The sequence below is a fragment of the Pseudescherichia vulneris genome, assembly GCF_902164725.1.
Taxonomy (GTDB): domain Bacteria; phylum Pseudomonadota; class Gammaproteobacteria; order Enterobacterales; family Enterobacteriaceae; genus Pseudescherichia; species Pseudescherichia vulneris.
The window spans coordinates 4,007,526-4,023,338 of record NZ_LR607338.1 but is presented as its reverse complement, the minus strand read 5'-3'; the positions used below and the strand labels follow the sequence as shown (position 1 = coordinate 4,023,338).

14 protein-coding genes are annotated in these 15,813 nt (G+C 57.9%); 7 read left to right on the top strand and 7 right to left on the bottom strand.

Going from position 1 to position 15,813, the window contains the following annotated elements; all coding sequences use genetic code 11:
* Positions 1 to 21: 21 nt before the first annotated feature.
* Together kduD and araE are read left to right on the top strand one after the other, a co-directional pair.
* Positions 22 to 783, top strand: coding sequence for a 2-dehydro-3-deoxy-D-gluconate 5-dehydrogenase KduD (gene kduD / locus FN633_RS16630; RefSeq protein ID WP_042387961.1), 762 nt, complete (start codon positions 22 to 24; stop codon positions 781 to 783).
* A 342-nt stretch (positions 784 to 1,125) separates the two neighbouring features.
* A complete protein-coding gene (araE, locus tag FN633_RS16625; protein ID WP_042387960.1) occupies positions 1,126 to 2,544 on the top strand; it encodes an arabinose-proton symporter AraE in 1,419 nt (472 codons plus the stop codon).
* Between the two features lie 42 nt (positions 2,545 to 2,586).
* On the opposite strand, the gene FN633_RS16620 is transcribed toward araE, so the two are convergent.
* From FN633_RS16620 to FN633_RS16600, 5 genes are all read right to left on the bottom strand, one after another.
* The gene (locus FN633_RS16620) at positions 2,587 to 3,876 is read right to left on the bottom strand and encodes an ABC transporter substrate-binding protein (RefSeq protein WP_154058483.1); all 1,290 of its coding nucleotides are present in this window, start codon (positions 3,874 to 3,876) and stop codon (positions 2,587 to 2,589) included.
* 13 nt (positions 3,877 to 3,889) lie between these two features.
* Complete coding sequence (locus tag FN633_RS16615) at positions 3,890 to 5,017, bottom strand: ABC transporter ATP-binding protein (protein WP_154058482.1); 1,128 nt, start codon at positions 5,015 to 5,017, stop codon at positions 3,890 to 3,892.
* Positions 5,018 to 5,029: 12 nt separating this feature from the next.
* Entirely contained in the window at positions 5,030 to 5,932 is a 903-nt protein-coding gene (locus FN633_RS16610; RefSeq protein WP_154058481.1) for a carbohydrate ABC transporter permease, read from the bottom strand.
* Positions 5,925 to 6,815: a carbohydrate ABC transporter permease gene (locus tag FN633_RS16605; protein ID WP_154058480.1), complete on the bottom strand. Its 891-nt coding sequence runs from the start codon at positions 6,813 to 6,815 to the stop codon at positions 5,925 to 5,927. The genes FN633_RS16610 and FN633_RS16605 overlap by 8 nt, the downstream gene beginning before the upstream one ends.
* Positions 6,816 to 7,097: 282 nt before the next feature.
* A complete protein-coding gene (locus FN633_RS16600; RefSeq protein WP_154058479.1) occupies positions 7,098 to 7,427 on the bottom strand; it encodes a cupin domain-containing protein in 330 nt (109 codons plus the stop codon).
* A gap of 148 nt (positions 7,428 to 7,575) precedes the next feature.
* Here FN633_RS16600 and FN633_RS16595 point away from each other — a divergent pair, with 148 nt between their 5' ends.
* On the top strand, positions 7,576 to 8,268 hold the full coding sequence (locus FN633_RS16595) for an aspartate/glutamate racemase (RefSeq protein ID WP_154058478.1): 693 nt from the start codon (positions 7,576 to 7,578) through the stop codon (positions 8,266 to 8,268).
* Here FN633_RS16595 and FN633_RS16590 read toward each other — a convergent pair.
* Entirely contained in the window at positions 8,265 to 9,191 is a 927-nt protein-coding gene (locus FN633_RS16590) for a LysR family transcriptional regulator (RefSeq protein ID WP_154058477.1), read from the bottom strand. The genes FN633_RS16595 and FN633_RS16590 overlap by 4 nt on opposite strands.
* Positions 9,192 to 9,304: 113 nt before the next feature.
* On the opposite strand from FN633_RS16590, the gene lysA reads away from it, so the two are divergent.
* Both lysA and FN633_RS16580 read left to right on the top strand, forming a co-directional pair.
* Positions 9,305 to 10,567: a diaminopimelate decarboxylase gene (lysA, locus tag FN633_RS16585; protein WP_154058476.1), complete on the top strand. Its 1,263-nt coding sequence runs from the start codon at positions 9,305 to 9,307 to the stop codon at positions 10,565 to 10,567.
* Between the two features lie 10 nt (positions 10,568 to 10,577).
* A complete protein-coding gene (locus FN633_RS16580) occupies positions 10,578 to 11,027 on the top strand; it encodes a GNAT family N-acetyltransferase (protein WP_154058976.1) in 450 nt (149 codons plus the stop codon).
* On the opposite strand, the gene galR is transcribed toward FN633_RS16580, so the two are convergent.
* Complete coding sequence (gene galR / locus FN633_RS16575; protein WP_042387945.1) at positions 11,024 to 12,031, bottom strand: HTH-type transcriptional regulator GalR; 1,008 nt, start codon at positions 12,029 to 12,031, stop codon at positions 11,024 to 11,026. The genes FN633_RS16580 and galR overlap by 4 nt on opposite strands.
* Positions 12,032 to 12,450: 419 nt before the next feature.
* Between galR and aas the strand changes: the two genes are divergently transcribed.
* Both aas and lplT read left to right on the top strand, forming a co-directional pair.
* Complete coding sequence (gene aas, locus FN633_RS16570; RefSeq protein ID WP_154058475.1) at positions 12,451 to 14,610, top strand: bifunctional acyl-ACP--phospholipid O-acyltransferase/long-chain-fatty-acid--ACP ligase; 2,160 nt, start codon at positions 12,451 to 12,453, stop codon at positions 14,608 to 14,610.
* Complete coding sequence (lplT, locus tag FN633_RS16565) at positions 14,603 to 15,796, top strand: lysophospholipid transporter LplT (RefSeq protein WP_154058474.1); 1,194 nt, start codon at positions 14,603 to 14,605, stop codon at positions 15,794 to 15,796. Before aas ends, lplT begins: the two co-directional genes overlap by 8 nt.
* Positions 15,797 to 15,813: the final 17 nt, after the last annotated feature.

Sequence of the window (15,813 nt, the reverse complement as noted above, 5' to 3'; positions counted from 1 at the left end):
CAGATAGATTAAGGAACCACTATGATTCTGAATGCATTTTCTCTTGAAGGTAAAGTTGCGGTTGTCTCTGGCTGTGATACCGGCCTGGGCCAGGGTATGGCGCTGGGTCTGGCAGAAGCGGGATGCGACATCGTCGGGATTAACATCGTTGAGCCGACCGAGACCATCGAGCGCGTTACCGCCCTGGGTCGCCGCTTCCTGAGCCTGACCGCTGACCTGCGTCAGATCGACGGCATCCCTGCGCTGCTGGAGCGCGCAGTGAGCGAGTTCGGCCATATCGACGTGCTGGTGAACAACGCGGGTCTGATCCGTCGTGAAGACGCGATCAACTTCAGCGAAAAAGACTGGGACGACGTGATGGATCTGAACATCAAGAGCGTATTCTTTATGTCCCAGGCGGCGGCAAAACACTTTATCGCCCAGGGCAACGGCGGCAAAATCATCAACATCGCCTCAATGCTCTCTTTCCAGGGTGGCATCCGCGTACCGTCCTACACCGCCTCTAAAAGCGGCGTGATGGGCATTACCCGCCTGATGGCGAACGAGTGGGCGAAGCATAACATCAACGTTAACGCTATCGCACCGGGCTACATGGCGACCAACAACACCCAGCAGCTGCGTGCCGACGAGCAGCGCAGCGCTGAGATCCTCGACCGCATCCCGGCGGGCCGCTGGGGTCTGCCAAGCGATCTGATGGGGCCGGTGGTGTTCCTGGCCTCCAGCGCCTCTGACTACATCAACGGCTACACCGTGGCGGTAGACGGCGGCTGGCTGGCGCGTTAATCCAGCGTAGTTACATGTCGGGTGGCGTTGCGCTTACCCGACCTACAAGATCCTGCCTCACGGCGGGATTTTTTATCTCTTGAAATCAGATAAGTCCATATTCCTTGTCGAGAAATATCCATATCAAAATGCCAAATAAAGGCGCTTCCCTGTTTATTTATTAGCTAAAACATCATATTAAAATAATTTGATAATATTAAATGTGGTTATTAAAGTGGAATATCCATCACATAAACTATATACATAGCAATATTATCCATATCTATGACTGTTAACCCCTGACACCTTTCGCTGTCCCTCTCTTACTTTCAATAGACGATTTACTACTTCAGGCACCAAAAGATGAGTTCATTGAGTCATAACGCACCGTCATTGCCGCGCGCGTTGCAGGATACGCGGCGCATGAATCTTTTTGTCTCTATCTCCGCCGCCGTGGCCGGTCTGCTGTTTGGTCTGGATATTGGCGTGATCGCCGGGGCGCTCCCCTTTATTACCGACCACTTTACGTTGACCAGCCGCCAGCAGGAGTGGGTGGTGAGCAGCATGATGCTGGGGGCGGCCATCGGGGCGCTATTTAACGGCTGGCTTTCGTTTCGCCTGGGGCGTAAATACAGCCTGATGGCGGGGGCCATTCTCTTTGTCGTGGGATCCCTCGGGTCGGCTTTCGCTATCAACGTCGAGGTGCTGATCTTCTCAAGGGTGATCCTCGGCGTCGCGGTGGGCATCGCCTCCTATACCGCGCCGCTCTATCTCTCCGAGATGGCGAGCGAGAACGTGCGCGGCAAGATGATCAGCATGTACCAGCTGATGGTCACCCTGGGCATTGTGATGGCCTTTCTTTCCGATACGGCGCTGAGCTACTCCGGTAACTGGCGCGCCATGCTGGGCGTATTGGCCTTGCCGGCGCTGGTGCTGATCGTGCTGGTGATCTTCCTGCCAAACAGCCCGCGCTGGCTGGCGGAGAAGGGGCGGCATATTGAGGCGGAAGAGGTGCTGCGCATGCTGCGCGATACCTCCGAGAAGGCGCGCGAGGAGCTAAACGAGATCCGCGAAAGCCTGAAGCACAAGCAGGGCGGGTGGGGGCTGTTTAAAGCCAACCGCAACGTGCGCCGGGCGGTGTTTCTCGGCATGCTGTTGCAGGCGATGCAGCAGTTTACCGGGATGAACATCATTATGTACTACGCCCCGCGCATCTTTAAGATGGCCGGGTTTACCACTACCGAACAGCAGATGATCGCCACCCTGGTGGTCGGCCTGACCTTTATGTTCGCTACCTTTATCGCCATCTTTATGGTCGACAAAGCCGGACGTAAGCCCGCGCTGAAGATCGGTTTTAGCGTCATGGCCTTTGGCACGCTGGTGCTGGGCTACTGCCTGATGCAGTTCGATAACGGCACCGCCTCCAGCGGCCTCTCCTGGCTCTCTGTGGGCATGACCATGATCTGCATCGCCGGATACGCCATGAGCGCCGCGCCGGTAGTGTGGATCCTCTGCTCGGAGATCCAGCCCCTGAAGTGCCGCGACTTCGGCATTACCTGCTCGACCACCACCAACTGGGTGTCGAACATGATTATCGGCGCGACCTTCCTGACGCTGCTTGACGCCATCGGTGCGGCGGGAACCTTCTGGCTCTATACCGCGCTGAATATCGTGTTTGTCGGTATTACGTTCTGGCTGATCCCGGAGACGAAAAACGTCACCCTGGAGCACATTGAACGCAGGCTGATGGCGGGAGAAAAATTAAGAAATATCGGGGTATAAACCGTAGGCCGGGCAAGCGCTCGCGCCGCCCGGCATCTTGCATTAACGCATCGCGCGTTTCAGGATACGCTCGGCCTGGCGCTGGAAGTCAGCCGCAGTCTCTTCCACGGTTTTCTGGCCGTAGTCGATGTACTGCAGGGAGGTACCAAACTGGGCCACCACCTGCGGATCGTCAAAGTAAGGCGATACCGTCAGCTTGGCAGGCAGGGACTGCGCCAGGCGCAGGCCAGATACCGACGGATCCTCCTCTTTGATGGTGCCGTTCGCGGTCAGCGTCTCAACTGCCGCTTTACTCAGCGGTACGCCACGCTCAAGGCCCAGCGTCTCCGCCCCCTCTTTGCTGTTCAGCAGGAAGTTAATCAGCTGCGCCGCCTCTTTCGGATGCTTAGTCGATTTACCAATCGACAGCATCTGGGCCGGTTTAAAGAACAGGCCCGCGTCGGTCGCGCCCGGCAGCATCGGGTAGCTGCCCAGCGCCAGCTTCGCCGGTGGCTTCAGGTTGTCAGAGTATTTGGTGATGGTGGAGTTCCACATGTAGGTGCCGCCCCACTCACCCTCGATCCACGGCTTCATCTCATACATGTTGCTCTTACCAAACGACGCGTAATATTTGGTATCCGGCATCACGTGGTTGTCGACCAGATCCTTATAGGTCTGGAAAAATTCCACCCACTGCTCTTTGCTGTAGGCGAATTTTTTGGTCTTCTCGTCTACCGCCGGAATGTTGTACTTCTGAATCATGTAGGAGTTTAGCAGCGCCAGGGTGTCCTGATGCTCCAGCACCACCGGGTAGTACTGCTTGCCCAGCTTGCTCTCAAAGGTTTTGCCCGCGGCTTTCAGCTCATCCCAGGTTTTAGGGTACTCAACGCCCGCTTTTTTCCAGGTCTCATCGTTGAAGTAGAAGACGCGCGCGGTCACAGAGATGGGGATCCCGTTCAGCTTGCCGTTGACGGTGGTCGACTTCAGCTCTTTCGGATCGAACTGGCTCAGATCGATCACGTCCTTCAGCTGGTTGAGATCGTAGAAGCCGTCGCCGTTTTTAGAGAAGATCGGCAGCCAGTTCCAGTTGGTCTGCATCACGTCAGGCTCGGTGCCGCCAGCAATCTGTGTCGTCAGGCGGGAGAGATGACCGTCCCAGCCGGTATATTCTGATTTGACGTTAATGTCCGGGTGCTGCTTGTGGAACTCCTCGATCGCCTTCAGCGTCACCTGGTGACGACCATTGCCGCCCCACCAGGACATACGCAGGTCGACGCTATCCGCCGCCTGTGAAGGAAGGGCGCTCAGGCCTAATGTGGCGGAGATTGCTGCGCTTAAAAGCACTTTTTTCATTTTTATACTCCAGTTAGAGAGAGATGTTCTGTTCAGTTTTCGCGTCAAAGATATGACACTTATCCATGTCAAACTTAAAATAGACCTTACGGTTAAGGCCCTTTTCAATCATCGGTTTAGCTTCGTCGGATGGGATACGGGCGGTCAGCTCATAGTCGGCAACCTTGAGATAGACGAAGAACTCATGGCCCATGTTCTCGGTTCGCACCATCTCGCCGCTGCAGCAGCCTTCGGCGAACGGTTCATCGGAGAGGGAGACGAACTCCGGACGCACGCCGAAAAACACCGACTGGTTCTGATACGCGGCGACTTTCTCCTGCTGGCGCGCGTTCAGCGGCAGGCTCTCATTGCCGATGGTGATATGCAGGCGGCCCGCTTTATCGATCAGCTTGCCGGGCTTGATGTTCATCTCCGGCGCGCCGATAAAGCCCGCTACGAACATATTTTTGGGGTGGTGATAGAGATTGTCCGGGGTATCAACCTGCATGATATGCCCCAGCTTCATCACGCAGATGCGATCGCCCATGGTCATGGCTTCGGTCTGGTCATGGGTTACGTAAACGGTGGTAGCCGGTTTCCCGGACTTCTTCAGCTCCTTGTGCAGATCCGAAATACGGATGCGCATGGAGGCACGCAGCTTGGCGTCAAGGTTAGAGAGCGGTTCGTCAAAGAGGAACACGTCCGGCTTCTTCACAATCGCCCGGCCTACCGCCACACGCTGAGCCTGGCCACCGGAGAGCTGGCGCGGCAGGCGCTCCAGCAGCTCTTCCAGCTCAAGGATCTTCGCCGCTTCATCGACATATTTATCGATCTGCGCCTTCGGCATCTTGCTCAGCTTGAGGCCGAAGGCGAGGTTTTCCCGCACCGTCATGTGTGGGTAAAGCGCATAGTTCTGGAACACCATCGCAATGCCGCGCTCTTTCGGCGCGAGGTTGTTGACGATCTTCTCCCCGATACGCACTTCGCCGCCGCTGATGGTCTCCAGACCGGCCAGCATGCGTAGGGTCGTGGACTTGGCGCAGCCGGACGGCCCGACAATCACCATAAACTCCCCGTCAGCGATCTTCAGGTCGATACCATGTACCGCTTTAAAGCCGTTGGAGTACACTTTTTCCAGCTTGTTGAAAATAACTTCAGCCATGATATTTCCCTCTTAACCTTTAATTCCGCTGCTGGTCACGCCCTGTACGAAGTAGCGTTGAGCCAGGAAGAAGACAATGATGGACGGCAGAATGGAGATACTCGCCATTGCCAGAATTTCGTTCCACGGCGCGCCTTCGGTCACGTCGATGGACATTTTCAGCGCCAGAGCAATCGGGTACTTATCCACGCTGTAGACGTAGATCAGCGGGCCGATAAAGTCGTTCATCGACCACATGAACTGGAACAGCGCCACCGAGATAATCGCCGGTTTCAGGATCGGCACTACCACGTACCAGAGCACCTGGGCAGAGTTACAGCCGTCAATCTGCGCTGCCTCTTCCATGTCACGCGGTACGCCGCGCAGGAACTGGATCAGCATGAAGACGAAGAAGCCCTGGGTGGCAAAGGCCAGCGGCAGATAGAGCGGCATATAGCTGTTGAGCATGCCCATCTCACGGAACATCAGGTACTGCGGGATCAGCAGCACGGTGCTTGGCAGCAGCATGGTGGTGATCAGCGTGGCGAACCAAAACTTCTTCCACGGGATCTCGAAGCGGGCAAAGCCGTAGGCCACGATGGTGGAGGAGATAATGGTCAGGATCACTTTCGGGATCACATACTTGAAGGTGTTCAGCATGTAATGGCCGAAGTTATACTCGGTACCGGTTTTCCAGCCGTTGATGAAGCCGTCCCAGGTGGCGTTGGCTGGCCACAGGCTCAGGGTGGTGAAGATCTCGTGGTTCGGTTTGAACGACGCTGAGAACATCCACACCAGCGGGTAGAGCATCAGCAGGCCAACAAACAGCAGGATCACGTAGCGGATGCTGGCGTTGATCTTCTCTTTACGCAAGGTACGCGCGACTTCCTTGTCAGCGATGCTTCTTGCCGTAGAAATTTGTTGAACGTCAGCCATTTTTGCCTCCCTTATCGGCGGAGTAGAAGACCCAGTATTTTGATGACTTAAAGGCAATGGAGGCGAAGACAGCCACCACCAGGAACAGTACCCACGCCAGCGCCGCGCCGTAGCCCATATCGAAATACTTAAAGGCGGTGTCGTAGATGTAGAGCGAGAAGAGATAGGTGTAGTAGGTTGGGCCGCCGCCGGTAATGACGTACGGGCCGGTAAACTCCTGGAACGCCTGAGTGGTCTGCATAATGAAGTTGAAGAAGATCACCGGCGTAATCAGTGGCACGGTCACCTTCATAAACATCTGCCACTTCGACGCGCCGTCGATCATCGCCGCCTCATACTGCGACTGGGGTACGTTTTGCAGCGCGGCGAGGAAGATCACCATGGCAGAACCAAACTGCCAGACGCGCAGCAGGGTCACGGACATCAGCGCCAGCGACGGCTCGCCCAGCCAGTTGATAGGATCGAGTCCGAAAACGCCGATAAAGCTGTTCAGCAGGCCGTCGATGGCAAACAGCGCACGCCACAGCACGGCGATGGCAACGGAGCTGCCCAGGATAGATGGAATGTAGTAGGCGGTACGGAAGAAGCCGATGCCGCGTAATTTAAAGTTAAGAACAAACGCAATCCCCAGCGCAAAGGCGAGCTTCAGCGGGATAGTTAAAAAGACGTAGGCAAAGGTGACGCCCATCGATTTCCAGAACAGGGAGTCTTCGGTCAGCATGTAACGGTAGTTTTCAATCCCGTTAAATACCGGCGGACTCATTAAGTCATACTCAGTAAAACTGAGGAAAAACGAGGAAACGAAGGGAAAGGCCGTAAAGACGATCAACCCAATGATATAGGGCGATATCCAGGCCAATCCCAGCAGTCTGTTTTCATTCATATATACCTGCCTGGGTGTATGATTGCTTTTTAAAACGGTGTTTTAATTTATCTTATTGCGATTTATTTCTGCGTCATTCGATTAATTATGGAAATGTGATCAAAGTCGAAACGACGTTTCAATAAGGTGAGCCAGGTGACATTTCCAGTGTGCAAGCCGGGTAAGTGCCTGGATAAATGAATGATTATCCCGCTAATGATTTGATGTAAATAAAAACGCCCTCGCGGCGGAGGGCATCGATTTTGTAGGTCGGGTAAGGGGANCCACCCGACATAGCCGTGATTAATACGCTGTGAGGAAATCCTCACGGACCGGCGTAAAGGTATCGAGCAGGGTACCCGCTTTTAAGCAGACGCAGCCGTGCACGATGTTTGGCTCTTTATAGAGAGTGTCCCCGGCGCGAACGATATGTTTCTCATCGCCGATAGTAAATTCAAACTCGCCGGATAAAACATAGGTAAGCTGTTCATGAGGGTGGTTATGCAGCGGGCCAACCGCGCCTTCGCTAAAATTCACCTCTACCGCCATCATTTTGCCCGCATGGGCCAGAATGCGCCGGGTAACGCCATTGCCCAGATCGTCGAGCTGGGTCTGCTGGTGGAAAGTAAACATGAGAGCGTCCTGTAGTAAAATAGTTTAAGAGTAAAACAATGTTTCATTAAATTTATATCAGCCAGCGTTAAAAAGAAACGCGATGCCTAATAAGTGGAAAGCCGATCACAAGTTTGCTTTCACGGGCGGATAACAGGGGAGAGGTAAGATGAAAACGATAGGGCTGCTGGGCGGCATGAGCTGGGAATCGACCATTCCCTACTACCGTCTGATTAATGAAGGAATAAAGGCCCGGCTGGGTGGGCTGCACTCTGCCAGCCTGCTGCTGCACAGCGTCGATTTTCATGATATCGAGGCCTGCCAGTCGAGCGGCGATTGGGACAAGGCCGGGGACATACTTGCCAGCGCCGCCGCAGGGCTTGAGCGCGCCGGGGCCGAGGGGATCGTGCTCTGTACCAACACCATGCATAAGGTCGCCAGTCAGATCGAGGATCGTTGCAGCGTGCCGTTTTTGCACATCGCCGACGCTACTGCCCGGGCGATCCAGAAAGCCAACCTGCAACAGGTCGCGCTGCTGGGCACCCGTTACACCATGGAGCAGGATTTCTACCGCGGGCGAATGCGTGACGCCTACGGTATTGAGACCAGCGTCCCGGACGGAGAGGATCGCAGTAAGGTTAACCAGATCATCTTTGACGAGCTATGCCTGGGCACCTTTAGCGCGCCGTCGCGGGCTTACTTTATCGATCTGATTGCGCGGATGGCGAATCAGGGGGCGCAGGGGGTGATCTTCGGCTGCACCGAAATTGGCCTGCTGGTCTCTCAGGATCAAAGCCCGATCCCGGTGTTTGATACTGCCGTGCTGCACGCCGCCGACGTCGTCGACTTTATGCTGGACTAACGCTCAGTCAGCACCGCTTCTAACGGCGCGATAATGCGTGACACGGTCTGCTGCAAATGGGCGGAGAAGGCATCCACCAGCGCGGAGGCGGGGCGGTGCAGGGGGCGGATCAGGCTGACGGTAAAGGGTACGTCGACGCTGAAGGGCCTGACCACTACGCCGCTGCTGGCATAGTCGAGGGCGGTGAGCGGGTTGACCACCGACACCCCGACGCCAGCGCGGACCATTGCGCAGACGCTGGCGGCGCTGTGGGTCTCTACGACCATGCGGCGTTTCACCTGGTGCTCGCTGAACAGGGCATCCAGCAGCTGGCGATAGCTGTCCGAGCGCGACAGGCTAATGTAGTTTTCGCCCTGAAAATCCTGGGGAGTAAGCACCTTGCGCTGCGCCAGCGGGTGCCCGGCGGGCAGGACGCATACCTCGTTGAGGGTCAGCAGCGGCGCGCGTTCGGTCCCGGCGGGGGTACTCAGGGTTTCGGTCAGGCCGAGGTCATGACGCTGGGCAGAGAGCCACTCCTCCAGCAATGGCGACTCCTGCGGCACCACGTTGAGGCTCACCTCCGGGTAGCGGGCGAGAAAGGGTTGTAGCAGCAGGGGAAGAAACGACTGAGAGAAGACCGGGAGGCAGACGATAGAGAGCTCCCCCTGACGGAACTCCCGCAGGCTCTCGGCGGCGCTGACGATGCGATCCAGGCCGTACCACGAGCGTTGCACCTCTTCAAACAGGCGCAGACCCTGCACTGTGGGGTGCAGTCGCCCCCGCGAACGTTCAAACAGCGTCAGGCCAATCACCTTTTCAAAGCGCGCCAGCTCCCGGCTCACGGTGGGCTGCGAGGTGTGCAGCAAACGGGCGGCCTCGGTCAGGTTCCCAGCGGTCATCACGGCGTGGAAAATTTCGATATGGCGAAGGTTAACGGCGGGCATAGGCTTTCCTGCGGCGCAAGGTATATCAGATATGAATAGAATCGTAACATAACGATATTTTTTATTCCCTTTGGCCTGTGGCGTAATAGTGAAAAATGAATATGGAGTTCGCTATGCCACGCCCGTTAAATAACACCGATACCGCGCTCACTGCCGCCAACCTGCACAGCCTGGTAGCTGAATTTGGCTGCCCGGTCTGGGCCTACGACGCCGAAATTATCCGCCGCCGTATTGCCCAGCTGGCCCAGTTTGACGTGGTGCGTTTCGCCCAGAAGGCGTGTTCCAATATTCATATTCTGCGTCTGATGCGCGAGCAGGGCGTCAAGGTCGATTCGGTATCGCTGGGCGAGATCGAACGCGCGCTGGCGGCAGGCTATCAGCCGCAGAACGGTGCGGATGAGATCGTCTTTACCGCCGATGTGATCGACCCGCCGACGATGGCCCGCGTGCATGAGCTACAGATCCCGGTTAACGCCGGATCGGTGGATATGCTGGCTCAGCTGGGCGAGGTCTCTCCGGGTCACCGCGTCTGGCTGCGGGTTAATCCGGGCTTCGGCCACGGTCACAGCCAGAAAACCAATACCGGTGGCGAGAACAGCAAGCACGGGATCTGGTACAGCGATCTGCCCGCCGCGCTGGAGGTCATGCAGCGCTACCAGCTTAAGCTGGTGGGAATTCATATGCATATCGGCTCGGGCGTGGACTACGGCCATCTTGAGCAGGTCTGCGGCGCGATGGTCAGCCAGGTGATCGAGTTCGGTCAGGATCTGGAGGCGATCTCCGCCGGGGGCGGGCTGTCGATCCCCTATCGTGAAGGGGAAGAGGCGATCGACACCGATCACTACTTTGGCCTGTGGAACAGCGCCCGGGAAAAAATTGCTGACCACCTGGGGCATCCGGTGAAGCTGGAGATCGAGCCGGGACGTTTCCTGGTGGCCGAATCCGGCGTGCTGGTGGCGCAGGTGCGCAGCGTCAAAGCGATGGGCAGCCGTCACTTTGTGTTGATCGACGCGGGCTTTAACGATCTGATGCGCCCGGCGATGTACGGCAGCTATCACCACATTAGCGCTCTGGCAGCAGACGGTCGCGATCTGACGGCTGAGCCGCTCATCGATACCGTAGTCGCCGGTCCGCTGTGTGAATCCGGAGATGTCTTTACCCAGCAGGCGGGCGGGGAAGTTGAAACCCGCGCCCTGCCTGTGGTGGTGCCGGGAGATTATCTGGTGCTGCATGATACCGGAGCCTATGGCGCATCGATGTCATCCAACTACAACAGCCGTCCGCTACTGCCGGAGGTGCTGTTTGACCGCGGCGCGGCGCGGCTGATCCGCCGTCGGCAGACTATCGACGAGCTGCTGGCGCTGGAGCTGCTGTAAGACGATGAGCCTGAAGATCCTGCCTCTGTACGACGCGCCGCACTTTGCGGATCAGGTAACCGACTGGCTGTGGCAGGCCTTTGGCGACACGCTGTCGCGGGACTTTTTTGCCAGCGTGGTTGCCCACAGTCAGCAGCCTGAGGCGTTGCCTGTGACGTTCATTGCCACCGAAGGCGAGAGGCTGCTGGGCACGGTGGGGCTCTGGCGCTGCGATCTCATCAGCCGCCAGGATCTCTGGCCCTGGCTGGCGGCGCTGTATGTCGATGAGGCCGCGCGCGGGCAGGGGATGGCGGGCAGGCTCCAGCAGCACGTGAAGGATTACGCCCGCGAACGGGGCTTTACCCAGCTGCATCTCTACTCCGCCTGCCGCGATTTTTACGAGCGCTTTGGCTGGCACTATATCGGTGATGGGCTGGACTACCCGGCCACCACGGTGCACCTCTACCGCTGCGCGCTTTAGCTCTCCTGCGGTGTGCCCACCGAGTGACGGCGCACCAGCGTCGGGCTAAAGAGGTGGGTGATCTCTGGCAGGGGCTGCTCTTTCGCCAGTGCCAGCGCCAGTTCTGCGGCCTGGGTTGCCATCGTGATGATCGGGTAGCGCACGGTGGTCAGACGCGGACGGACGTAGCGGGAGATCAGCACGTCATCAAAGCCAATCAGCGAAATTTCGCCCGGCACCTCAATGCCGTTATCGTTTAATACGCCCATCGCCCCGGCGGCCATCGAGTCGTTATAGCAGGCAACGGCGGTAAAGTGCCTGCCACGCCCGAGCAGCTCGGTCATCGCCTGCTCGCCGCCGCTCTCATCCGGCTCGCCCCACGTCACCAGCCTGTCGTTACAGGGCAGGCCGTTCTCCCGCAGTGCATCGTAATAGCCCTGAAGGCGATCTTCCGCATCGGAGATGGCATGGTTAGAGCAGAGATAGCCAATTTTGGTATGTCCCTGCTGGATAAGATGCCGGGTGGCCAGCCATGCGCCATAGCGATCGTCCAGCGCCACGCAGCGCTGCTCGTAGCCGGGCAGAATACGGTTGATCAGCACCATGCCAGGCATCTGATCCATCAGCGCGGCTAACTCTTCATTGGGAATGCTTTTGGCGTGCACCACCAGCGCCGCGCAGCGGTGGCGCATCAGCTGCTCAATGGCGCGCCGCTCTTTCTGTTCGTTATGGTAGCCGTTACCGATCAGTAAAAAGTTACCGGTATGGTAGGCCACCTGCTCTACGGCTTTGACCATGGCACCAAAAAAGGGATCGGAGACGTCGCCGACCACCAGTCCAAGGGTCTCCGTCGACTGCTGGGCCAGCGCGCGGGCGTTGGCATTGGGATGGTAGTTGAGTGACGCCATGGCACTCTGCACCGCCTGTCGGGAGGCGTCGCTGGCTTTAGGGGAACTGTTAATGACGCGCGACACCGTGGCGACGGAGACACCTGCGAGCTTTGCAACATCCTTTATGGTCGCCATTCTAAACCTTCTTTGATGGGTAAGCGTTTACACGTGGTTAAGTGTTGCGGAAAAGTGCGGCAGGTTCAAGGCTCTTGCTTTTCTGAAGTGCGCAAACGTGAGCCAAAGCGCATGTGCAGTGTGAAACCGTTACACCGTTGCTAACGGGTAAATAAAACAGAAAAAGGGTAATTCAAACCTTTAGTTACACTTTGCGATGAGCTGTTGCGATTGTTCCCTGGCATCCACTGGGGGGAGGGGCCACAATCAAGATCCCAGAGGTATTGATTGGTGAGATTTCAGTACGTATAGAGTACTCACTTTTTGCACCAACCTGCGCGGATGCGCAGGTTTTTTTTCGCCCCGATTTTGCCGCCCGCTACACTTCTCGTGTAATCTGCCACAATCTGCCATACCCAAACGACTGACACAGGAAGTTAATGATGCTGGGATTTTTCCGTACCCTCTTCCGTCTGCTTTATCGTGTAGAGCTCACGGGCAATACGCAGGCACTGAGCGGCGAGCGCGTCCTTATAACCCCAAACCACGTCTCCTTTATTGACGGTATTCTGCTGGCGCTGTTCTTACCGGGGCGTCCGGTGTTTGCGGTCTATACCTCAATTAGCCAGAGCTGGTACATGCGCGCCCTGTCGGGCCTGATCGACTTTGTTCCGCTCGATCCCACCAAGCCGATGTCGATCAAGCAGCTGGTGCGGCTGATCGAGAGCGGGCGACCGGTGGTGATCTTCCCCGAGGGGCGTATCTCCGTTTCCGGCTCGCTGATGAAGATTTATGACGGGGCGGCCTTTGTGGCTGCTAAATCGCGAGCGACGGTGATCCCGGTGCGCATCGAAGGCGCGGAGCTGACCTTCTTTAGCCGCCTGAAGGGGCTGGTGAAGCAGCGCCTCTTCCCGCGTATTAGGCTGCATATCCTGCCGCCGACGCAGCTGCCGATGCCCGATGCCCCGCGTGCCCGCGATCGCCGCAGGCTGGCGGGTGAGATGCTGCATCAGATCATGATGGAAGCGCGCATGGCCGTGCGTCCGCGGGAAACGCTGTTCGAAGCCCTGCTGGCGGCGCAGTACCGCTACGGCGCGGGCAAGAACTGCGTCGAGGATATCAATTTCAAGCCCGATACCTACCGCAAGCTGCTGACCAAAACGCTGTTTGTGGCGCGTATCCTGGATAAGTACAGCGTCCAGGGCGAAAAAATTGGCCTGATGCTGCCCAACGCGGGCATCGCGGCGGCGGTGATATTCGGAGCCATCGCCCGAGGACGTATTCCGGCAATGATGAACTACACGGCAGGGGTGAAGGGGCTGGGCAGCGCCATTACCGCCGCGCAGATCAAAACCATCTTTACCTCCCGCCAGTTTATGGAGAAGGGCAAGCTCTGGCATCTGCCGGAGCAGTTGACCCAGGTGCGCTGGATCTATCTGGAAGATCTGAAAGGCGACGTGACGACCGCCGATAAGCTGTGGATCTTCGGCCATCTACTGATGCCGCACCTCGCCCAGGTGCCGCAGCAGCCGGAGGATGACGCGCTGGTGCTCTTTACCTCCGGTTCCGAGGGCAATCCGAAAGGGGTGGTGCACAGCCATAAAAGCATTCTTGCTAACGTAGAGCAGATCCGGACCATCGCGGACTTTACCGCCCGGGATCGCTTTATGTCGGCTCTGCCGCTGTTCCACTCCTTTGGCCTTACCGTGGGGCTCTTTACCCCGCTGCTGACCGGGGCAGAGGTCTTTCTCTATCCCAGCCCGCTGCACTACCGTATCGTGCCGGAGCTGGTTTATGACCGTAACTGCACCGTGCTGTTTGGCACCTCGACCTTCCTTGGGCACTATGCCCGCTTTGCCAACCCTTACGACTTCTACCGCCTGCGCTATGTGGTCGCCGGGGCGGAAAAACTACAGGAGAGCACCCGCCAGCTCTGGCAGGATAAGTTTGGCCTGCGGGTGCTGGAGGGCTACGGCGTCACCGAGTGCGCGCCGGTGGTCTCCATCAACGTGCCGATGGCGGCGAAGCCGGGTACGGTGGGGCGGATCCTGCCGGGCATGGATGCGCGCCTGATGGCAGTGCCGGGCATTGAAGAGGGCGGCAGGCTCCAGCTGAAGGGGCCGAACATCATGACCGGCTACCTGCGCGTTGAGAACCCTGGCGTGCTTGAGCATCCGGCGGCAGAGAACGCCGAGGGTGAGATCGAGCCCGGCTGGTATGACACCGGGGATATCGTGCGCTTCGATGAGCAGGGCTTTGTGCAGATCCAGGGTCGGGCCAAGCGCTTCGCCAAAATCGCCGGGGAGATGATCTCGCTGGAGATGGTAGAGCAGCTGGCGCTTATGGCCTCGCCGGACAAAATGCACGCTACGGTTGTGAAGAGCGACGCCAGCAAAGGCGAGGCGCTGGTGATGTTTACCACCGACAGCGAGCTGACCCGTGAGACATTGCTTAAGCAGGCGCGTGCCCAAGGCGTGCCAGAGCTGGCCGTGCCGCGTGATATCCGTTTCCTGAAGCAGCTGCCGGTATTGGGCAGCGGCAAGCCGGATTTTGTTACCCTGAAGAGCAAACTCGACGAGGCGGAAGCGGAACATGCATGAGCCAGTAAGCACGAACAACTCTCTCCTGTCGAAGGGGATGCTGGCAGTCACTGCCGCTCAGTTCCTCTCGGCGTTTGGTGATAACGCCCTGCTGTTTGCCACCCTTGCGCTGCTCAAGGCGGAGTTTTATCCCGACTGGAGCCAGCCCATCCTGCAAATGGTGTTTGTAGGTGCTTACATACTCTTCGCCCCCTTTGTCGGTCAGGTGGCGGACAGCTTCGCTAAGGGGCGGGTGATGATGTTTGCTAACGGGCTGAAGCTGCTCGGTGCGCTGAGTATCTGCGTGGGCCTAAACCCGTTTGTTGGTTATACGCTGGTGGGCATTGGCGCAGCGGCCTACTCTCCGGCTAAATACGGCATCCTCGGCGAGCTGACCACCGGCGATAAGCTGGTGAAGGCCAATGGCCTGATGGAGTCTTCGACTATCGCTGCCATCCTGCTTGGCTCGGTAGCCGGGGGCGTGCTGGCGGACTGGCATGTGCTGGCAGCGCTCGGCGTCTGCGCCCTGGTCTACGCCGGGGCGGTGGTAGCGAACCTGCTGATCCCCAAACTGCCTGCGGCCCGGCCTGGCCAGAGCTGGCGTTTTGCCCCGATGACCCAGAGCTTCTTTCACGCCTGTAAAACGCTGTGGCTGAATGGCGAAACCCGCTTCTCGCTGGTGGGCACCAGCCTGTTCTGGGGCGCGGGGGTGACGCTGCGCTTCCTGCTGGTGCTGTGGGTGCCGGTGGCGCTCGGCATCAGCGATAACGCGACGCCAACTTACCTTAATGCCATGGTGGCGGTGGGTATTGTTGTCGGTGCGGGCGTGGCGGCGAAGCTAGTGACGCTGGAGAAGGTGGCTCGCTGCATGCCTGCCGGGATCCTTATTGGCGTGGTGGTGACGCTCTTTTCGTTACAACATGCATTGCTGCCTGCTTACGGTCTGCTGGTGCTCATTGGCATCCTGGGTGGATTTTTCGTCGTGCCGCTCAATGCGCTTTTGCAGGAGCGCGGGAAACGTTCCGTCGGGGCGGGCAACGCCATCGCGGTGCAGAACCTGGGCGAGAACGCGGCAATGCTGCTGATGCTGGGGCTCTATTCGCTGGCGGTGAAGGCGGGCGCGCCGGTAGTCGGGGTCGGGGTTGGCTTTGGCGTGCTGTTTGCGCTGGCGATTGCTGGCCTGTGGCTGTGGCAGCGCCGTCGATAAAAAAATATGCCCGGCCG